Origin of the sequence: Streptomyces sp. NPDC026659, assembly GCF_040638245.1 — a bacterium.
In the GTDB taxonomy this organism is placed as follows: domain Bacteria; phylum Actinomycetota; class Actinomycetes; order Streptomycetales; family Streptomycetaceae; genus Streptomyces.
This window is the reverse complement of sequence record NZ_JBEZXY010000008.1, coordinates 307,918-324,116: the sequence shown is the minus strand read 5'-3', so window position 1 is coordinate 324,116 and position 16,199 is coordinate 307,918. Positions and strand designations below refer to the sequence as shown.

Genomic DNA, 16,199 nt, shown 5'->3' with positions numbered 1-16,199 from the left:
CGTGCGTAGCCCATCGTGGCGCATGCCACTGACAACGGCCCGCGCCCGCGCCGTCAGCCTCCCGCCGCGGGTGAGTCTTGTCACGATCATGTGACTTTCTCTGAATCGAGACAACCTCACAGTTCCTCCACCTGTCACACAGGCGCATTCACCACCGAAGAAGGGCAGGCAGTTGAGGCGATCCTCAGCTCAACCGCCCGGCCGTCTACGACACATCAAGGAACGGACTGTCAGTGAGCGTTGCCGGATCCGGGGGACGGATTCAGCCCGGCCGACCCGGTGATCCCTCCCGCGTCGGCCCCTACCGGATCATCGGCCGTCTCGGTTCCGGAGGCATGGGTGTCGTCCACGCCGGCCTCACCGCCGACGGGCTCCGGGTCGCGGTCAAGGTGATCCACCCCGCGCAGGCGGAGGACCAGGAATTCCGGGCGCGGTTCCGCCGGGAGGTTCAGCTCTCCGCCCGCGTGAAGGGCCCGTGCCTGGTACCGCTCCTCGCCGCGGACACCGAGGCCGCCGAGCCATGGCTGGCGACCGCCTATGCCCCCGGTCCGACCCTCAACCAACATCTGGCCGGCCACGGCCCGCTCGCCGACGGCACCCTGTACGCCTTCGCGACCGGTACCGCGCAGGCCCTGACGGCGATCCACCAGGCCGGCGTCGTCCACCGGGACGTGAAGCCGCAGAACGTCATCCTCACCCCCGCCGGACCCCGTGTGCTGGACTTCGGAATCGCCCGCGCCTCCGACGGCACCAGCGTCACGCGCACCGGCGTCATGACCGGCACTCCGGGCTGGATCAGTCCGGAGTACTACCGCTCCAGTACGGCCGGGCCCGAGGGCGACATGTTCGCCTGGGGCGCGCTCGTCGCCTATGCCGCCACCGGTCGCCTTCCGTTCGGCACCGGTGCGCCCGACGCGGTCGCCTTCCGCGTCATGTCGGGCGACCCGGACCTCGTCGGGGTCCCCGAGCGGCTGCGGGAGATTCTGGAAAGGGCTCTCGCGAAGGACCCCTCCGAGCGGCTGACCGCGGCCGAGGCGGGGGAGGCGTGTTCGAGGCTCCTGGCCGCACAGGCCACCCAGGTCCTCGGCGGCGAGGGCGGCCTGGAGCCCACCCAGGTGGGCGAACTGGTCATGAACGAGTGGGACATGCCCACGCTGGACGACCCGGCCTGGCACGCGCCGTCCCCGCCCTCCCGCGGGCGCGCCGTCCTGGCCGTCCTCGTCGCCGCGGCCGTGGTCGGGGGTGTCGCCGCCGGGACCGCCCTCGCCTTCCGCGGCAACGGTGACGGCGATACCCCGGCCAGGACCGGCGTGGCCGAGCGCTCTCCGGGCGGGCCCGCCGCGTCCACGGCCGCGCGCCCGAACGCCCCCGCCTCACCTGCCCGGGCGGGCGGGCCGGGAGGTGCGAGTACGTCGTCGGTCGATCCGCGCCGTGCCGTCGTCCCGTCGGATCCGCTGGCGGGTGTGGCCGACCCGGCCTTCACGCGTGCGGGCGAGACGACCGAACCGACGCCCGAGGAGTGGCGGGCGAGCACCGTCGCGAGCACCTCGGAGGAGAAGGACGTCGAGAAGGCGATACGGGACCGGATGACGGCCATGCTCGCCACCAAGGACATGGCCTTCATGACGCCCACGGTCACGTTCAACAAGCGGGCGCAGACGGTGATGGTGACCGGCGGTCCGGTCTCCCAGATTCCTGAAGACGACCAGGAGGTGTTCCGCCGGGCCGGGGACATGGCGGCCTGTACCGCCCTCGCGTACCGGCTCAAGGACCACCCCACCACCTGGCCCTACGGGCGCTTCGTCATCTCCTGGAAGAACGTCGACGGTGACCTCGAACCGAGCGTCCTCGGCTTCGGCGAGGCCACCGACGGGTGCTACAGCGTGATCGCCGGCCAGTGGCATGGCGATGAGTCCGGTATCGCGACCGCCGCGATACCGAGCAGCGACAAGGCCGAGATCCGCGTCGCCGACGCCGCCGACAAGGCCATCACCGCCGACTGGAATGCCAGGACCGCCGAAGACGACGGCCTGGTGCCCCTTGCCGCGGGCGACACGATCGACCTCGGCTTCGACCCGGTCGAGGGGGCCGCGTACGTGTGGGCGCGGGACACCAGCGGGGGGCTCATCGGCCGGGCCCAGCGGGCCAACTTCCAGGACGCCGCGTCCACCATCCTGTGCCGGAAACTGACAGCCGAATACCGGAGCAACCGGGCCTGGGACTACACCCGCTGGTCCGTCGCCGTCTATGAGGGGAACAGCGGTGAACCCGAACTCATCGGCTCGGGTGAGTGCGCTCATTGAACCGCTGGGCTTGCGGCGAGCGTGCCCGGAGCTCGGGGCGGAAGGTGAAGCTCCGGGCCGGATAGGCTGGTCGGATGCTTGAGAATCCTCCTCCCTGTCCGAAGTGCTCCTGCGAGTACACCTACGAGATGAACGCCCTGGTGGTGTGTCCCGAGTGCGCCCATGAATGGGCTCCCGGCGAGGCGGGTGAAGTGGGTGCCCAGGACGGTGGGCGTGTCGTCAAGGACGCCGTCGGCAATGTGCTGCGGGACGGTGACAGTGTCGTGGTCGTGAAGGCGCTCAAGGTCAAGGGCAGCCCGTCCGGGATCAAGGCCGGGACCAAGGTGCGGAACATCCGGCTGGTCGACGGGGTCGACGGGCACGACATCGACTGCAAGGTCGACGGGTTCGGCGCGATGCAGCTCAAGTCGAGCGTGGTCAAGAAGGCCTGAGCTCCGGGCACCCCTGCCGGTGGCGGAACCATCGGGGCCCTCATCGGTTGAGGAATTGCATAATTTCGCAATTGCTTAGATGCTGTGATGGTTGTGTCCGCAGGTAGCCGCGGGCACAACCTTTCGCGTCCTGCCCCCGAGGGGGCTGTTGGGGAAGCCGAGGGGCCCGGTGTCCGTTCCGCTGTACCAGGTCAAGGCCGGCCGCCTGTGGACCTCCGTCGCCGCGCTGCTGCCCGGCCGGGGCGACCTCGCTCGGATGCGGCGCGACCCGCGCCGCGACCTGCTCGCCGGACTCACCGTGGCCGTCGTCGCGCTGCCGCTGGCGCTGGGCTTCGGGGTCTCCTCCGGGCTCGGCGCCGAGGCGGGCCTCGCGACCGCCGTGGTCGCCGGTGCGCTCGCGGCAGTCTTCGGCGGCTCCAACCTCCAGGTGTCCGGGCCGACCGGCGCGATGACCGTGGTCCTCGTGCCGATCGTCGGCCGGTACGGCCCCACCGGGGTGCTCACCGTCGGCCTCATGGCGGGCGTCATGCTCGTCGGCCTGGCCCTGCTGCGGGCCGGGAAGTACATGCGGTACGTCCCCGCGCCCGTCGTCGAGGGCTTCACCCTCGGCATCGCCTGCGTGATCGGGCTCCAGCAGATCCCGAACGCCCTGGGCGTGCCCAAGCCCGAGGGCGACCGGGTGCTGGTCGTGACCTGGCGGGCGGTCGGGGAGTTCGCGAGGAACCCGAACTGGACGGCCGCCGGATTCGCCGTCGCGGTGGCCGCAGTGATGCTCGTGGGCGCCCGGTGGCGGCCGACCGTACCCTTCTCGATCGTCGCCGTGATCGCGGCGACCGTCGTGGCGCAGGTGGGAGGGTTCCACGCGGCGACGCCGATCGGCGACCTGCCGGCCGGACTGCCCGTGCCCTCGCTGTCCTTCCTCGACCTCGGCTCGCTCGGGAGCCTGCTCGGCCCCGCCGTGGCGGTCGCCGCCCTGGCCGCGCTGGAATCCCTGCTGTCCGCCTCGGTGGCCGACGGCATGACGGTCGGGCAGCGGCACGACCCGGACCGCGAGCTGTTCGGGCAGGGGCTGGCCAACATCGCCGCCCCGCTGTTCGGCGGCGTCCCGGCCACCGGTGCCATCGCGCGAACGGCGGTCAACGTCCGTACCGGCGCGGGCTCCCGGCTCGCCGCCCTCACCCACGCCGTCGTCCTCGCGGTGATCGTCTTCGCCGCCGCGCCGCTGGTCTCGAAGATCCCGCTGGCCGCGCTCGCCGGAGTCCTGCTGGCCACGGCGATCCGCATGATCGAGGTCGGCGCGCTGCGCGCCATGGTCAGGGCCACCCGCTCCGACGCGCTGGTCCTCGTCCTGACCGCCGTCGCGACCGTCGCCCTCGACCTCGTCTACGCGGTCGTCGTCGGCCTCGTCGTCGCCGGGGCGCTCGCCCTGCGCGCCGTCGCCAAGCAGGCCCGCTTCGAACAGGTGCCGCTCGACCGGGCCGACCACACCGCCGAGGAACACGCCCTGCTCGCCGAGCACATCGTCGCCTACCGCATCGACGGACCGCTGTTCTTCGCCGCCGCCCACCGCTTCCTGCTGGAGCTGACCGAGGTCGCGGACGTACGCGTCGTCATCCTGCGCATGTCCCGGGTGTCGACCATGGACGCCACCGGCGTGCTCGTCCTCAAGGACGCCGTGGAGAAGCTGGAGCGGCGCGGCATCCGCGTCCTCGCCTCCGGGGTACGGCCCGGTCAGCGCCGGGTCCTCGAATCGGTGGGCGCGCTGGAGCTGCTGCGGCACGACGGGCGCGAGTACGCCACCACGCCCGAGGCGATCCGGGGCGCCCGGGAGTACCTGGAGCGCGCCGGAGTGCTGCCCGCCGGACCCGCCCCGCACGCCGGCACCGCGACAACCGCCCCGCACGCCGACACCGCGACAACCGCCCCGCACCCGGGCACCGCGACGACGGCCGTGGAGGCGTGATGTTCACCGATCTGAACGCGCTGCCCCACCGGCATGTGCTCACGCTGCCCACGGAACCCTCCGCCGTACGCGTCGCCCGCGAGACCGCCGAGCGGGCGCTGACCGAGTGGGGAATCGGGTTGCGGCACCCGGCCGTGGACCCGGCCCTGCTGATCGTGAGCGAGCTGGTGACCAACAGCGTGCGGCACGCCGCCGTGCTGTCCCCGCAGGTCACGGTGGTCTACGCGGCGGCCCCCGACCGGGTCGCCTTCGCCGTCCACGACCGCCATCCCCACCGGCCCCGGCTCGACGGACCGGGCGTGGACACTGGGACGGGCGGCCTGGCCACGGTCATGGAGCTGACGCTCGGCCTGGGCGGCAGCGCCGCGGTCCATGCCGACGACGACGGGGGCGGCAAGGCCATCTGGATCACGCTCCCGCTCTGAGGGCGGCGCCGCCGACGGAGCCGCGGGAACACGGGCTGATTCGCCCGTTCGAAGACTTGCTAATCTCGGCAATTCACGAGGTCATCGCCGTCGCACCCGGCGGCTCCCGTCGTCGACGTGGATTCGGCCGGGCCGCTGCCGCACGCGAGGATGGGTCGCATGGTGTTGACGAATGGCCGGACGCGGCGAGGCGCCGGGATGGGCCCGGTGGGGCCGCGCCGCCGCGCGGAAAGGGAGACGGCCCGGTGAGTACGCCGCTGTACCAGCTGAAGGCGGAGTTCTTCAAAACCCTGGGTCACCCCGCCCGCATCCGTGTCCTGGAGCTGCTGAGCGAGCGCGAGCACGCCGTCGCCGAGATGCTGCCCGAGGTGGGCATCGAGCCCGCCAGCCTCTCCCAGCAACTGGCCGTCCTGCGCCGGGCCAACCTGGTCAGGACGCGCAAGGAGGGCTCGAACGTGTATTACTCCCTCACCAGCCCGCACGTGGCGGAACTGCTGCGGGTGGCGCGGACCATCCTCTCGGGCGTCCTCGCGGGCCAGGCCGAACTCCTCGCCGACCTCCGGGCGACGCAGGGCGAGAGAAAGCAGGTCTGACCTTCCGGTCATGGCCCGCTCGCGCCGGTTCGCGTCTCCGTGGGGTGATTCTCCCCGTTGATCGATAGAGTCATGACGTTCACATCAGGTGCACCGAATCTCCACACGAGGTTCCGGTGAGGGCGGGGGGTTCCTTCTGCCTGGTGATCGGTCGGGGAGGCCGCGTGTACGAGATGACCAAGGGCGCCAACGTCGTTCTGGGCAGCCTGAGCGACGGGGACGTCGAGTCGGTGGTGGTCAGCCTGGGGTGGGTGAGTCCGACCGGCGAGGGCGACGCGGACGTCTCCGTGCTGCTCCTTGACGAGAACGGCAAGGTCCGCGGCGACACCGACTTCTACTTCTACAACAACCCGTGCGCGCCGGACGGCAGCGTGCAGCTGCTCGGCAAGACCCCGGTCGGGGAGGGCAGCGAGGACCGGATCGGCTTCGACCTCAAGGCGCTCCCGGACGACGTCGCCACGATCCTCGTCGCGGCCAGCCGGTACGGCTCGGCCCGCTTCGACGAACTCGAGGACCTGCGGCTGACGTTGAGCGACGGCTCGGGCGAGCCCCTGCTGACGTACGAGGTCGGGGACGCGGGCGGCGTCAGCGCCCTGATCTTCGGCGAGCTGTACCGGCGCGGGGAGGAGTGGAAGTTCCGCGCGGTCGGGCAGGGGTACGAGGCGGGGTTCGCCGCGCTCGCGTCCGACCACGGTGTCGACATCGACGACGACGCCGAGGACGACGCCGAGGCGGCCGAGACGGCCGAGAGGGTGGACGAAGCGCCGGAGGAGGAGGCGACGGTCGAGCCGGGAGACGAGTCGGCGGCCGGGGACGCGCTGGTCGAGCAGATCCCCGAGCCGCGGCCCATGCCCGAGCCCGTCGCGCCCGTCGCAGGCGTCGTCCCGCCGCCGCGCACCCCCGATGCCGCCGCCGATGCCGTACCGGCCGCGAGGAAGACCCGCCCCCGGACCGCCAAGAAGAAGGTCACCCTCCCCAAGGCGCTGAAGAAGTCCCTCGCGGAGAACGACGCGTGGCGCGGTGCCCGGCTCTTTCCCGTCTCCGCGCTGAAGAGCGACCGGGACCGGGAGATGCGGGCCACCTCCGTGCTCCTGGCCGTGATGGCGCAGGTGCCCGAGTTCGGGCGCAGGCTCACCGCCGGGTTCGGCGCTCCCGCCGGGCGCATGGAGACCTTCACCGAGGTGTCCCTGCCGCACGGTGACACGCCCCGGCGTCCGGACGGTGTGATCCGGGTGGAGCGCGCGGGCAAGCTCTGGACCGCGCTCGTGGAGACTAAGACGAACGGCAACCCGCTCAAGGCCGAGCAGGTGCAGGCATACGCCGACATCGCGGCGCGGCGGGGGTACGAGGCGGTCATCACCCTCTCCAACGACGTGGCGCTGGAGGGCAGTCCACTGGTCGAGGTGAAGATCGACCGGCGGCGCAAGAACAAGGTGAGCCTGTGGCATCTGTCCTGGGCCGAGGTGGCGCACCAGGCGCAGATGCTGATCCGGCACGAGGGCGTGGTGAACCCCGCCCATGCGTGGCTGCTGGAGGAGTTGCTGCACTATCTCCTCCACGAGAACTCCGGCTGTCACGGCTTCCAGAACATGGGCCCCGCCTGGGTGCCCGTGCGCAGCGGCATCCAGGACGAGACGCTCTGCCAGGGCGACCCCCGGGCGCTGGAGACCGTCGAGAGCTGGGAGCGGCTGGTGCGCCAGGTGTCGCTGGGCCTCGGCGGCGAACTCGGGCTGAAGGTCCTCCCCGTCCAGCGGGCCCGGCGCGACTCGGACGCGGTGGCCCGGCGCTCCCGCATGGCCGACCAGCTGTGCCTGGACGGCACGTTGCAGGCGGAGCTGCGTATCGAGGGCGTCGCGGGCGTGCTCGGGGTCACCGCCGACCTGCGCACCGCGAAGATCCGTACCTCCATCGACATCCCGGCGCCCGAGCAGGGTTATCCGCTCTCCTGGGCCAAGCGGATCGTCCGCGAACTGGCGGAGGCACCCGCAGACCTGCACATCGAGACCCTGGTCGAAGGCGAGACCGGCGGTCCGCGCGGCACGCTGGAGCGGCTGCGGCCCGAGCCGGGCGACATGCTGCCGAAGAGCGGGGTGAAGATCACCGGCTTCCGGCTCTCGCTGTTCAAGAGCATGGGCGGTCAGCGGGGGAACACGGAGGCGGGCTTCATCCGCAGCATCGACGAGGCCGTGCACAAGTTCAACGCGGGGGTGCTGGCCCATCTCGACCGCCTGGTGGTGACGAAGGGGGCGTAGGGCGGGGCGCGGACCGGTGCGCGTGGGAGACTGCGCCGCATGATTCTCGATGATCTTGATTTCGCCGGGTGGCGGTCCCTCGACGCGTCCACGGTGCGCCGGTTGGCCGAGGCGGTGGCCGGGCGGGTCGGGGGATCGGTGAGCGAGGTCGGGGCCGGGGAGCATCTCGGCGGGGTGTGGCATCGGGTACTGATCGAGCGGGGCGGGCAGGAGTTCGCGCTGATACCCGGGGGACGGGTGGCGGTCGGGTTCGACCTGGATGCCTGGCGGCCCACGCCCGAGCAGGAGGCCGACCATGCCGAGAGCCTGGCGCAGGGGCTCGCGTACGGCCCCGATCTGCGCGCCCACCTCGCGCAGGTGCTCAGCCCCCGGCGGACCGTCACCGTGCCGACCGTCCTGATGGCCGTCGAGGCCGAGGCGCTGACCGAGTTGCCCGCCGGGATGCCGGACGTGCTTGCCGAGCGCGGGCTGCGGATGCCGAGCGCCGACGAGTGGGAGCACGCGTGCGGGGCCGGGGCGGGGACCCTGTTCCGGTGGGGCGACACGTGCCCCCTCGACCGCATCCCGTACGGCGACCGCTCCGGCCCGCAGAACGACCTCAACGCCTTCGGTCTGCGCATCGCTTACGACACGTACTCCGCCGAGCTGAGCCAGGACACCGGCGCCGTGCACGGCGGGGACGGGGGCGAATCGGTGTGCGGCGGGTACGGGATGTTCCTGGGCTGGCTGCCGCTGGCCACCGCCAACCGCAATCCGTCCATGGCCGACTTCGTCTACGGCGAGGAAGGCGAGGACATGTGGGAGGACTTCTCCACCCGGCCCGTGCTGCCACTCTGAGCTACGACGGCCGGGTCAGGCCGCCGGTTTGCGCCAGACGGACACGTGCTTCGGGGAGTCGTCCGTGAACGGTGTCCCGTCCCAGTCCGCCACCCGCCGCTCCAGTTCTAGCCCGGCGAGCCGCGCCATCAGGTCCAGCTCGGCCGGCCAGGCGTAGCGGTGCCGGGAGGCGGTGCGCCGGTAGCGGCCGTCCTCGCCGTCGCGGGTCAGATGGTGAGAGACGAGGATCTGCTCGACCAGGTCGAACGTGTCGAAACCCAGGTGCCGGTCCGACACGTCGAACGGCACGGCGGCCGCGCCGGGCGGCAGGAGCCGCAGCGGAGGCACGTTGAGCTCGATGACGAAGCGGCCACCGGGCGCCAGATGGCGCGCCGCGTTGCGGAAGCACTCCACCTGCTCGTCCTGGGTGAGCAGGTTGGAGATCGTGTTGTAGACGAGGTAGACCAGGGTGAACTCACCCGGCACGACGGTGGTCGCCATGTCCCCGAGGACGACCGGCAGGGTCTCCTCGTCCACCTTGCGGCGCAGCACGGCCGCCATGTGCTCGGACAGTTCGACGCCGGTCACGGGAACCCCGCGCTCCCGCAGGGGCACGCCGACACGGCCGGTGCCGATGGCGAACTCCAACGCGGGCCCGTCGCCCGCCAGTTCGGCCAGGAAGGCGAGGGTCGGGTCGAGTACGGCGGCGTAGAACATCTCGGCGTCCTCCGCGTCGTACCGCTCGGCAGTGGCCCGGCTCCACAGTTCGCTGCTCGTCACGGCGGGGTACTTTTCCGGGTGAGTCCGGGGTTGTCGAGCGGTTTATGACCCCTTACGCGGTCCAGCCCGCCACGCACAACGCCCTGTCCAGCGCCGCCGTGTACTCCCTCGCCTTCAGCCACGCCTCCGTGAAGCGCGTCGGATCGGTCGGGAGCAGGCGCCCGAAGGTGTCGCGGGAGCGGGTGGTCGCTGTGGAGTGCAACTCCGTGAGGAGAGCCGCCGCCGTCGGGAGGCCGTGGGCGGTGAGGCGGCGGGGGTCGGTGATGCCGCCGGTGCCGGGGTGGGCCAGGGCGCGGCGGCCGCCCGCCGCGGTCTGGTGGATGCGGCGGACGAGGAGGTGGACGGGGGGTTCTTCGGACGGGGGAGCGGGCTGCGGGGGCGGGGTGGGGGAAGGCAGGTCCGCCTTTTGCAGGCGGTCCAGGCCCACGTCCACGTGCGTGCCCGGGGTGGTGGGGTGTTCCGTCGCCAGCAGCGTTGCCCGGGGGTGCGAGGCCGGGGTCAGTCGGGCGATGACGCGCAGGGGTCTGTCCGTGGCGGCGGCCAGGAGGCGGAGGTTGTCGCGGTGGGGGAGGGACGGGTCGTCGTGGGCCGCCGTCAGACGCAGGGTGACGCTGTCGCAGGCGGCCAGCAGGCAGTCGCCCGCCGACTCGCGGACCGTGCCCGTGAAGGTCACCTCCAGGAAGAGCAGACCGGGGGAGTCGGGCGCCAGGGCGCGGGCCAGCTGGTCCCGCAGGGGGACGCGCCAGAGCCGGTCCAGCGGGTCCGCGCGCCAGTCGACGCCGGGGGCGCGTACCGCGCGCACTTTGGCGCCCGCGCCCAGCCGGCCCGTGGGGGAGACCGTCGCGCCGGAGACCGCGAGCCCCGCCCGGGACAGCTCGCGGTGGGTGAGGGCCGTGTCGCCGAGTCGTACGGCGCGGTCGGCGGCGCCCGTCGCACGGGCCGCGCCGCCGGGTGCCACGTCCGACACCTGGTAGAGCCTGCCGTTCGCGTCGGCCGTCCAGGTCACCGCGCCCGCGTACCCGCTCGCCGTCAGCACCGGCTCGCTGAAGAGGCCGTACAGTCGCAGCGAGCCGTCCGGGCGGTACGGCTGCCGCGCCGTGCCGCGCAGGGCGGCCAGTTCCTCGCCCTCGGCGTGCGGGAGGCGGTGGGACACCGCGAGGACGTCGCCGAGTGCCGCGACGAGGTCCGCGAGCCGGTACGCCGGGTCGGCCGAGCGGGCCGCGCGCAACGCCGTGACCACGGAGGACGACGCGGCGGCTACGCGGTGCAGACCGGCCAGGCGCGCGGTGTGGGCGGCGCGCAGCAACTCCGCCTGGAGGACCGCCCCGCAGCCGTCGGCGCCCGCGTCCAGTACGGCCGCCGCGGCGGTCCATACGGTTCGTGCGGCGGCGAGTTGGCCGGGGGTGGGCCGCTCGGGTTCGGGGGCCTCGGGCTCCTGCGGCTGTGGCGCTCTGTCCGCCACCAACGGCTCGGCCGCAAGCGGTAGTTCAGCCACCGGTGCCAACGAAGCGGCCGCCGCCCGGTGCAGACAGTCCGGCGCCAGCAGACAGCCGCAGCGGACCGCGTCCGGGGTCGTCACCGACCCGCCGGGCGTGTGGAGTTCGACGTACGTGGTGTCGTCGACGGCGATGCGCACGGTGTCGCCGTCGCGGTCCACCGGGCGGTCCGCCAGCTTGGCGATGCCCGCGTCCAGGCGCTTGCGCAGCCGGGGGGAGAGCGCCTCCACGAGAGCGGCGGTCACCTCCGGTGCGACGGGCGGCAGTTGGGTGCTCATGCGATCTTCTCCCCTATCCAGCGGGCGAGTTCGAGGGGGCTGAGGGCGGCCACCGGCATCCCGGCCGCGACCAACTGGCCTGCCACACCGGTCGAGTAGCGCGGGCGTCCCGCGTCGTCCAGGCTCGCGCAGCCCAGTACGTGGCAGCCCGCGCCGACCAGCGAGCGGACCTCGCTCAGCAGACCGCCGAGCGGATAGCCCTCCTCGAAGTCGCTGATCACCACGACGAGCGTCCGCGAGGGGACGGTGACCAGTTCACGGGCGTGCCGCAGCCCCGCCGCGATGTGCGTACCGCCGCCGACGCTCACCTCCAGCAACAGCGACAGTGGGTCCTCGACCTGGTCGGTCAGGTCGATCACCTCCGTGGAGAAGGCCAGGAAGTGCGTGGACAGGGTGGGCACCCCGGCCAGCACGGAGGCCGTGAGCGCCGCCCAGATCGTGGACGCCTCCATGGAGCCCGACACGTCCGTGACCAGGATCAGCCGCCAGTCGGCCGCCTTGCGGGCCCGGGTGCGGAACACCGGCCGCTCGGGGATCACCGTCACCGTGCCGTCGGGGGCCCGGCGCGCGGTGGCCAGGTTGGCCCGCAGCGTGCGGGCCAGATCGAGACCGCCGCCCGGACGGCGGCTCGGCCGGGGCAACGCGGTGCCGTGCAGCGCGGGACGCAGCCGGGTGGCCAACTCCCGGGTCAGCGCCTCCACCAGGCGCCGTACCAGCGGCCGCAGCGTCGCGAGCCGCGCCTCGGGCAGGCCGCCCGCGTGCCGCAGCACCGAGCGGAGCAGGTCCACCGAGGGGCGCACGCTCTCCGCGTCGAGTTCCGCGAAGACGTCCGCCCGGCCCGTCGCCGCGGCTGCCGCCAGCACCTCCTCCCGGACACCCGGGCCGAACAGCGCCGCCAGCTCCTCCGACCACTCCCGCACGCCGGGGTACGGTGCTTCCCGACCGCCCCCGCCGCCGGACCCGGACCCGGCCCCGGTTCCGGTGAGATCGCCCCGGCTGCCCTCGCCGCGTCCGGTGCCGTACAGCTCGTCCAGGGCCGTCGCCAAACGGCGTGCCGAGGGCGGTAGTTGGTCCCTGCGGCGGCCCAGGACCAGGCGCCATCGGTCGGCCGGTGCGAGGTGTCCGGCGGAGGCCGGAGTCGGCTCGTCGGACGGGCAGGGGGCTTCCGAACTCGTCTGTTCCGCCTCCGGAACCGTCTGCTCCGCCTCCGGCAGCAGCCCCACCGCCGCCAGCGCCTCCCGCGCCGCCAGGTCGGCCCGCGTCCACCTCGCCAGCGCCACCGGATCGACGGCGCCCGTGTCCGCGAGGCGTCGCACACCCAGCCGCTCCTCCACGGTCGACAGCAGCCGCTCGCGCGCCGCCGGGCTCAGCGTGTCGAAGCCGCCGCGCAGGGCCGGGAGGCGCGTGAGGAAGTCCTCGTCGGACAGGTCCGACACCCGGCCCAGCAGCGGTTCGAGGGCGGGGGCCGCGGACTCCAGCAGGGGTCCGGCTGCCGTGAGCAGTCCGGTCAGCCGGTCGGTGAGCGCCGTACGGGTCACCGCGTCGGTCGCGCCGTCCACCCACGACGCCACCCGGTCACCCAGGGCCCGTGGCTCCTCGTGTCCCAGCAGCACCCGTACGGCCCCGGCCGCCCCGCGCATCAACGGCGAGCCCTCGCGGGCCAGCCGGGCGAGCGCATCGGTGAGCCGGATGCCGCCGAACACGTCGGCACGGTGGGCGAGTTCGAGCAGGGCGCGGGCGTCGGCCGGTTCCTCGGAACCGGTGAGACCGTCGACCTGGCGCACGGCGGCCGAGGTCAACAGCTCGGCGACCGCGGCCAGGCGCGCCTTCATGTCTTCGTCCGGCACGCCCGACCCGGCGATGTGACCGGCCCGGAGGCGGTCCAACAGGGCGAGCCCCGCGAGGAGTTCGGGCAGTGTGCCGGAGCCCGGCAGCGCGGACGCGATGTCCTCCACGCGCTCCTCGGCGAGCGCCGGGAGTCCGCACCGCGCAGCCTCCTCCAGGCCCCGCAGCGACTGGGCCGCCGTGGGGCCGCCCTCGTCCCGCTCCGCGCGCAGCCGCTCGCGCAGCAGTCCCTCGGCGGCCTGGGCGGAGGTCACACCCCGGACCCCGGCCGCGTTGAGCATGGCCGCCGTGGCGGGCGTCCAGCGCACCTCCCAGCGCGAGGTCAGCGCCTCGCCGCCACCGGCCGCGCCGACCTCCCTGGGCTCGGCGTACGGCACCCCGCACACCGTCAGCCGGCGCAGCAGTACCTCCCGGCGGGCGTCCAGAGCCGAGCGCAGCGGGTCGAGGCGCAGGTCGCGCGCGGTACCGGGGTCCGCGGGGCCGGGCAGGCCCAGCTCCGCCAACTCCGCCTCCACGGCGGGGGCGAGACCGCTGCGCGGCGCGTCCGGCGCCGGACGCCCGGCCCTGGTGCCGACCAACACGCGCTCCATCGCCCGCGCCACGGCACGTCCACGACCGTACGGCTCGCCCTGCGCGAGCACCGTCTGCACGGCCTCCACCAGTTCACCCCGGCCCGCCGCGGGCAGCCCCCGCAGCCGGGCCAGATCACCGGCGAGCCGGGTGATCTCCCGCGCGTCGGCGGGCCCCGACGGATGCCCGAGCGCCCGCAGCTCGGCGCAGATCCGCACGGCGGCGCCGGTCAGCGCGTCCGTCAGGGCCGAGGGATCACCGGCCGCGTCGAGCACCAGGTGCTGCCACTCGGGGTCGCGGATGCCGGCGGGGTAACCGGAGCGCTCGTCCAGCAGGGCGTAGGTGTAGGGGACGAGGGAGGTCGTCCAGGTCATCGCCGCAAGCGGAGGCGCATCAGCACCCTCGGCCGGGGCGGGCGACGCAGGGTCGGGCAGCGCCACGTCGAGCAGCGCCGGGGCGTGGAACGCGCCGACCACCACGGCGGCCCGCGCCCCATCGGCCGTGGCGGCGGCCAGCCGGGACCGCATCCAGCTCTCCCGGCGCAGATCCAGTTCCGGCACCCCGCCCGAGGCCGCCGCCTCCGCGCGCAGCGCCCACCCCGTCAGCAGCGCCGCGCGCCGCAGCGCCTCCGGCGGTGAACCGGGCGCGGCGGTCTCGACCAGCCGGTCCCAGAGGTCGTCGTCCGGGCGCCCGGTGAGCCGGGAGCGGAGGGCGGCGGTGATACCCGGGGGCGTACCGGTCGCCGCCCCCGGGGAGGTGTCGGCCGACGGCTCAGAAGGGGCATCCGTGTGGCGTTCACCCGACCACGCCCGGTCCGCCAGCGGCAGATCGCAGGTGAGCACCGGCACCCCGTGTTGGGCCGCCCACCGCACCGCCGCCAGCTCCGGCGAGAAGTCCGCGAAGGGGTAGAAGGCAGGCCCGACACCTCCACTCGCGGGCCCCACGCCTGCGGCCGCCGGTGCCGCCGCGAGGGCGACAGGCGCCCGCGTCTCCTCGTGGGCGAGCCACGGCAGCCACTCCTCCAGTTCGGCGGGCAGCTCCACCAGCAGCACGTCCGGCTCGGCCGCCGCCAGCAGCGCCGGTACGGCCGCCGCCAGCGAGGGCGCGTGGTGCCGTACCCCGATGAGATACGGCGCCGCCGGGTCGGTCAGGGCGGCCACCGCCGCCTCGGGGGATGCGTGGGACACGGTGCTCAGCCCTCCAGTACCGTGCGCAGGTCCCACAGGGTGCGCCAGGTGGCGGAGCCCTGCTCGGCCCGGCGCCGTACCGGACCGTCCCAGTAGCCGCGCAGCCGGGCCGCGTCGGCCGGGTCGTCCTTGCGCACGACGCCCAGCAGGTGACCCGGCAGCAGGCCGAGCACGTCACGGTCGCCGGGGAAGTAGGCGGCGGCCAGCGCCAGCGCGCCCGCGACGGACACCGCCTCGGCCGTGCTCATCACGGTCGAAGGACGCTCCACCTCCCAGCCCTCCGCCGACCGTCCCTCGCGCAGGTCCCGGAACGCGGTGACCAGGGCTTCGAGCACGGCGTCGTCCACCTGGAAGGCCGCGCCCGAGCGCTCGACCGCCGCCCGGGCCTGGCCGCGCACCAGCGCGGTCTCGGCGTCGAGGTCCGCAATGGGGCCCACCGTCTCGAAGTTGAAGCGGCGCTTGAGCGCGGCGGACATCTCCGAGACGCCCTTGTCCCGCAGGTTGGCGGTGGCGATGAGGTTGAAGCCGGGTGCCGCGTGCGCCAACGCGTCCTCGCCGCCCGCCAGTTCGGGCACCGCCATGCGCCGCTCGGACAGCAGCGACACCAGCGCGTCCTGCACCTCGGGCAGACAGCGGGTGACCTCCTCGACCCGCGCGATCGCCCCGCGTGTCATGGCGGTGAGCACCGGCGACGGCACCAGCGCCTGCCTACTGGGCCCCTGGGCGAGCAACAGGGCGTAGTTCCAGCCGTACTTGAGCTGGTCCTCGGTCGTGCCCGCCGTGCCCTGCACCGTCAGTCCGCTGGTGCCGCACACCGCGGCCGACAGCAGCTCGGACAGCATCGACTTGGCCGTGCCCGGCTCGCCGACGAGCAGCAGACCGCGCTCCCCGGCGAGCGTGACGACACACCGCTCCACCAGCGCGCGGTCACCGACGAACTTGCCGCCGATCTCCAGCCGTTGCGGTACCCCGTCCGGGACCGCCGCGTCGGCGGGGAGCGCGAGGGCGCGCCCCTCGCTGCCCATCACGAAGGTGACGACGGCGCGGGGCGTCAGCCGCCAGGCGGGCGGACGCGGTCCGGTGTCGTACGCGGCGAGGAAGGCGAGTTCGGTCGCGAACCGGTCCTCCGGCGGGACGATCTGGCGTGCCGCGCCGGGGGCGAGGTCGGTGGTCATGAGCGGTAATCCTTCGCGGTGGTGCGGGGGAGAGGGCGGTCATCGGCGCCGCCCTCTGCGAGAACGTCGTGAACGTCGTGGGCGG

At 73.7% G+C, this 16,199-nt stretch carries 11 protein-coding genes; 7 read left to right on the top strand and 4 right to left on the bottom strand.

All coding sequences use genetic code 11. The features are described from left to right. Window positions 1–233 precede the first annotated feature (233 nt). The 7 genes from AB0E91_RS21980 (at window position 234) to AB0E91_RS21950 (ending at window position 8,804) form a co-directional block, all read left to right on the top strand. Entirely contained in the window at window positions 234–2,303 is a 2,070-nt protein-coding gene (locus tag AB0E91_RS21980) for a serine/threonine-protein kinase (protein WP_361784332.1), read from the top strand. A 74-nt stretch (window positions 2,304–2,377) separates the two neighbouring features. Beyond that, entirely contained in the window at window positions 2,378–2,734 is a 357-nt protein-coding gene (locus AB0E91_RS21975) for a zinc ribbon domain-containing protein YjdM (protein ID WP_361784329.1), read from the top strand. Between the two features lie 256 nt (window positions 2,735–2,990). Continuing rightward, the gene (locus tag AB0E91_RS21970; RefSeq protein WP_361784616.1) at window positions 2,991–4,697 is read left to right on the top strand and encodes a SulP family inorganic anion transporter; all 1,707 of its coding nucleotides are present in this window, start codon (window positions 2,991–2,993) and stop codon (window positions 4,695–4,697) included. Next, window positions 4,697–5,122, top strand: coding sequence for an ATP-binding protein (locus AB0E91_RS21965; protein WP_361784326.1), 426 nt, complete (start codon window positions 4,697–4,699; stop codon window positions 5,120–5,122). Before AB0E91_RS21970 ends, AB0E91_RS21965 begins: the two co-directional genes overlap by 1 nt. 245 nt (window positions 5,123–5,367) lie before the next feature. Continuing rightward, window positions 5,368–5,715, top strand: coding sequence for a metalloregulator ArsR/SmtB family transcription factor (locus AB0E91_RS21960; RefSeq protein WP_361784323.1), 348 nt, complete (start codon window positions 5,368–5,370; stop codon window positions 5,713–5,715). A gap of 173 nt (window positions 5,716–5,888) precedes the next feature. Beyond that, window positions 5,889–7,967 (top strand): TerD family protein, encoded by a 2,079-nt coding sequence (locus AB0E91_RS21955; protein ID WP_361784613.1) that lies wholly within the window; start codon window positions 5,889–5,891, stop codon window positions 7,965–7,967. Between the two features lie 39 nt (window positions 7,968–8,006). After that, on the top strand, window positions 8,007–8,804 hold the full coding sequence (locus AB0E91_RS21950; protein WP_361784320.1) for a hypothetical protein: 798 nt from the start codon (window positions 8,007–8,009) through the stop codon (window positions 8,802–8,804). A gap of 15 nt (window positions 8,805–8,819) precedes the next feature. On the opposite strand, the gene AB0E91_RS21945 is transcribed toward AB0E91_RS21950, so the two are convergent. From AB0E91_RS21945 to AB0E91_RS21930, 4 genes are read right to left on the bottom strand one after another with little or no spacing between them, the layout of a single operon-like run. Further along, complete coding sequence (locus tag AB0E91_RS21945; RefSeq protein WP_361784317.1) at window positions 8,820–9,563, bottom strand: class I SAM-dependent methyltransferase; 744 nt, start codon at window positions 9,561–9,563, stop codon at window positions 8,820–8,822. 52 nt (window positions 9,564–9,615) lie between these two features. After that, window positions 9,616–11,337 carry a hypothetical protein gene (locus AB0E91_RS21940; protein WP_361784314.1) on the bottom strand — a complete coding sequence of 574 codons (1,722 nt, stop codon included), beginning with the start codon at window positions 11,335–11,337 and terminating at the stop codon, window positions 9,616–9,618. Continuing rightward, entirely contained in the window at window positions 11,334–14,939 is a 3,606-nt protein-coding gene (locus AB0E91_RS21935) for a DUF5682 family protein (protein WP_361784311.1), read from the bottom strand. Before AB0E91_RS21935 ends, AB0E91_RS21940 begins: the two co-directional genes overlap by 4 nt. A gap of 5 nt (window positions 14,940–14,944) precedes the next feature. Beyond that, window positions 14,945–16,114, bottom strand: a complete 1,170-nt coding sequence (locus tag AB0E91_RS21930; RefSeq protein ID WP_361784308.1) for an AAA family ATPase — start codon at window positions 16,112–16,114, stop codon at window positions 14,945–14,947. Window positions 16,115–16,199 lie beyond the last annotated feature (85 nt).

What these genes read in the sequence shown, in the direction of transcription:
- AB0E91_RS21965 (WP_361784326.1), top strand. Translation starts at nt 4,697, where the DNA reads ATGTTCACCGATCTGAACGCGCTGCCCCACCGGCATGTGCTCACGCTG.
- AB0E91_RS21940 (WP_361784314.1), bottom strand. Translation starts at nt 11,337, where the DNA reads ATGAGCACCCAACTGCCGCCCGTCGCACCGGAGGTGACCGCCGCTCTC.
- AB0E91_RS21970 (WP_361784616.1), top strand. Translation starts at nt 2,991, where the DNA reads ATGCGGCGCGACCCGCGCCGCGACCTGCTCGCCGGACTCACCGTGGCC.
- AB0E91_RS21950 (WP_361784320.1), top strand. Translation starts at nt 8,007, where the DNA reads ATGATTCTCGATGATCTTGATTTCGCCGGGTGGCGGTCCCTCGACGCG.
- AB0E91_RS21930 (WP_361784308.1), bottom strand. Translation starts at nt 16,114, where the DNA reads ATGACCACCGACCTCGCCCCCGGCGCGGCACGCCAGATCGTCCCGCCG.
- AB0E91_RS21975 (WP_361784329.1), top strand. Translation starts at nt 2,378, where the DNA reads ATGCTTGAGAATCCTCCTCCCTGTCCGAAGTGCTCCTGCGAGTACACC.
- AB0E91_RS21955 (WP_361784613.1), top strand. Translation starts at nt 5,889, where the DNA reads ATGACCAAGGGCGCCAACGTCGTTCTGGGCAGCCTGAGCGACGGGGAC.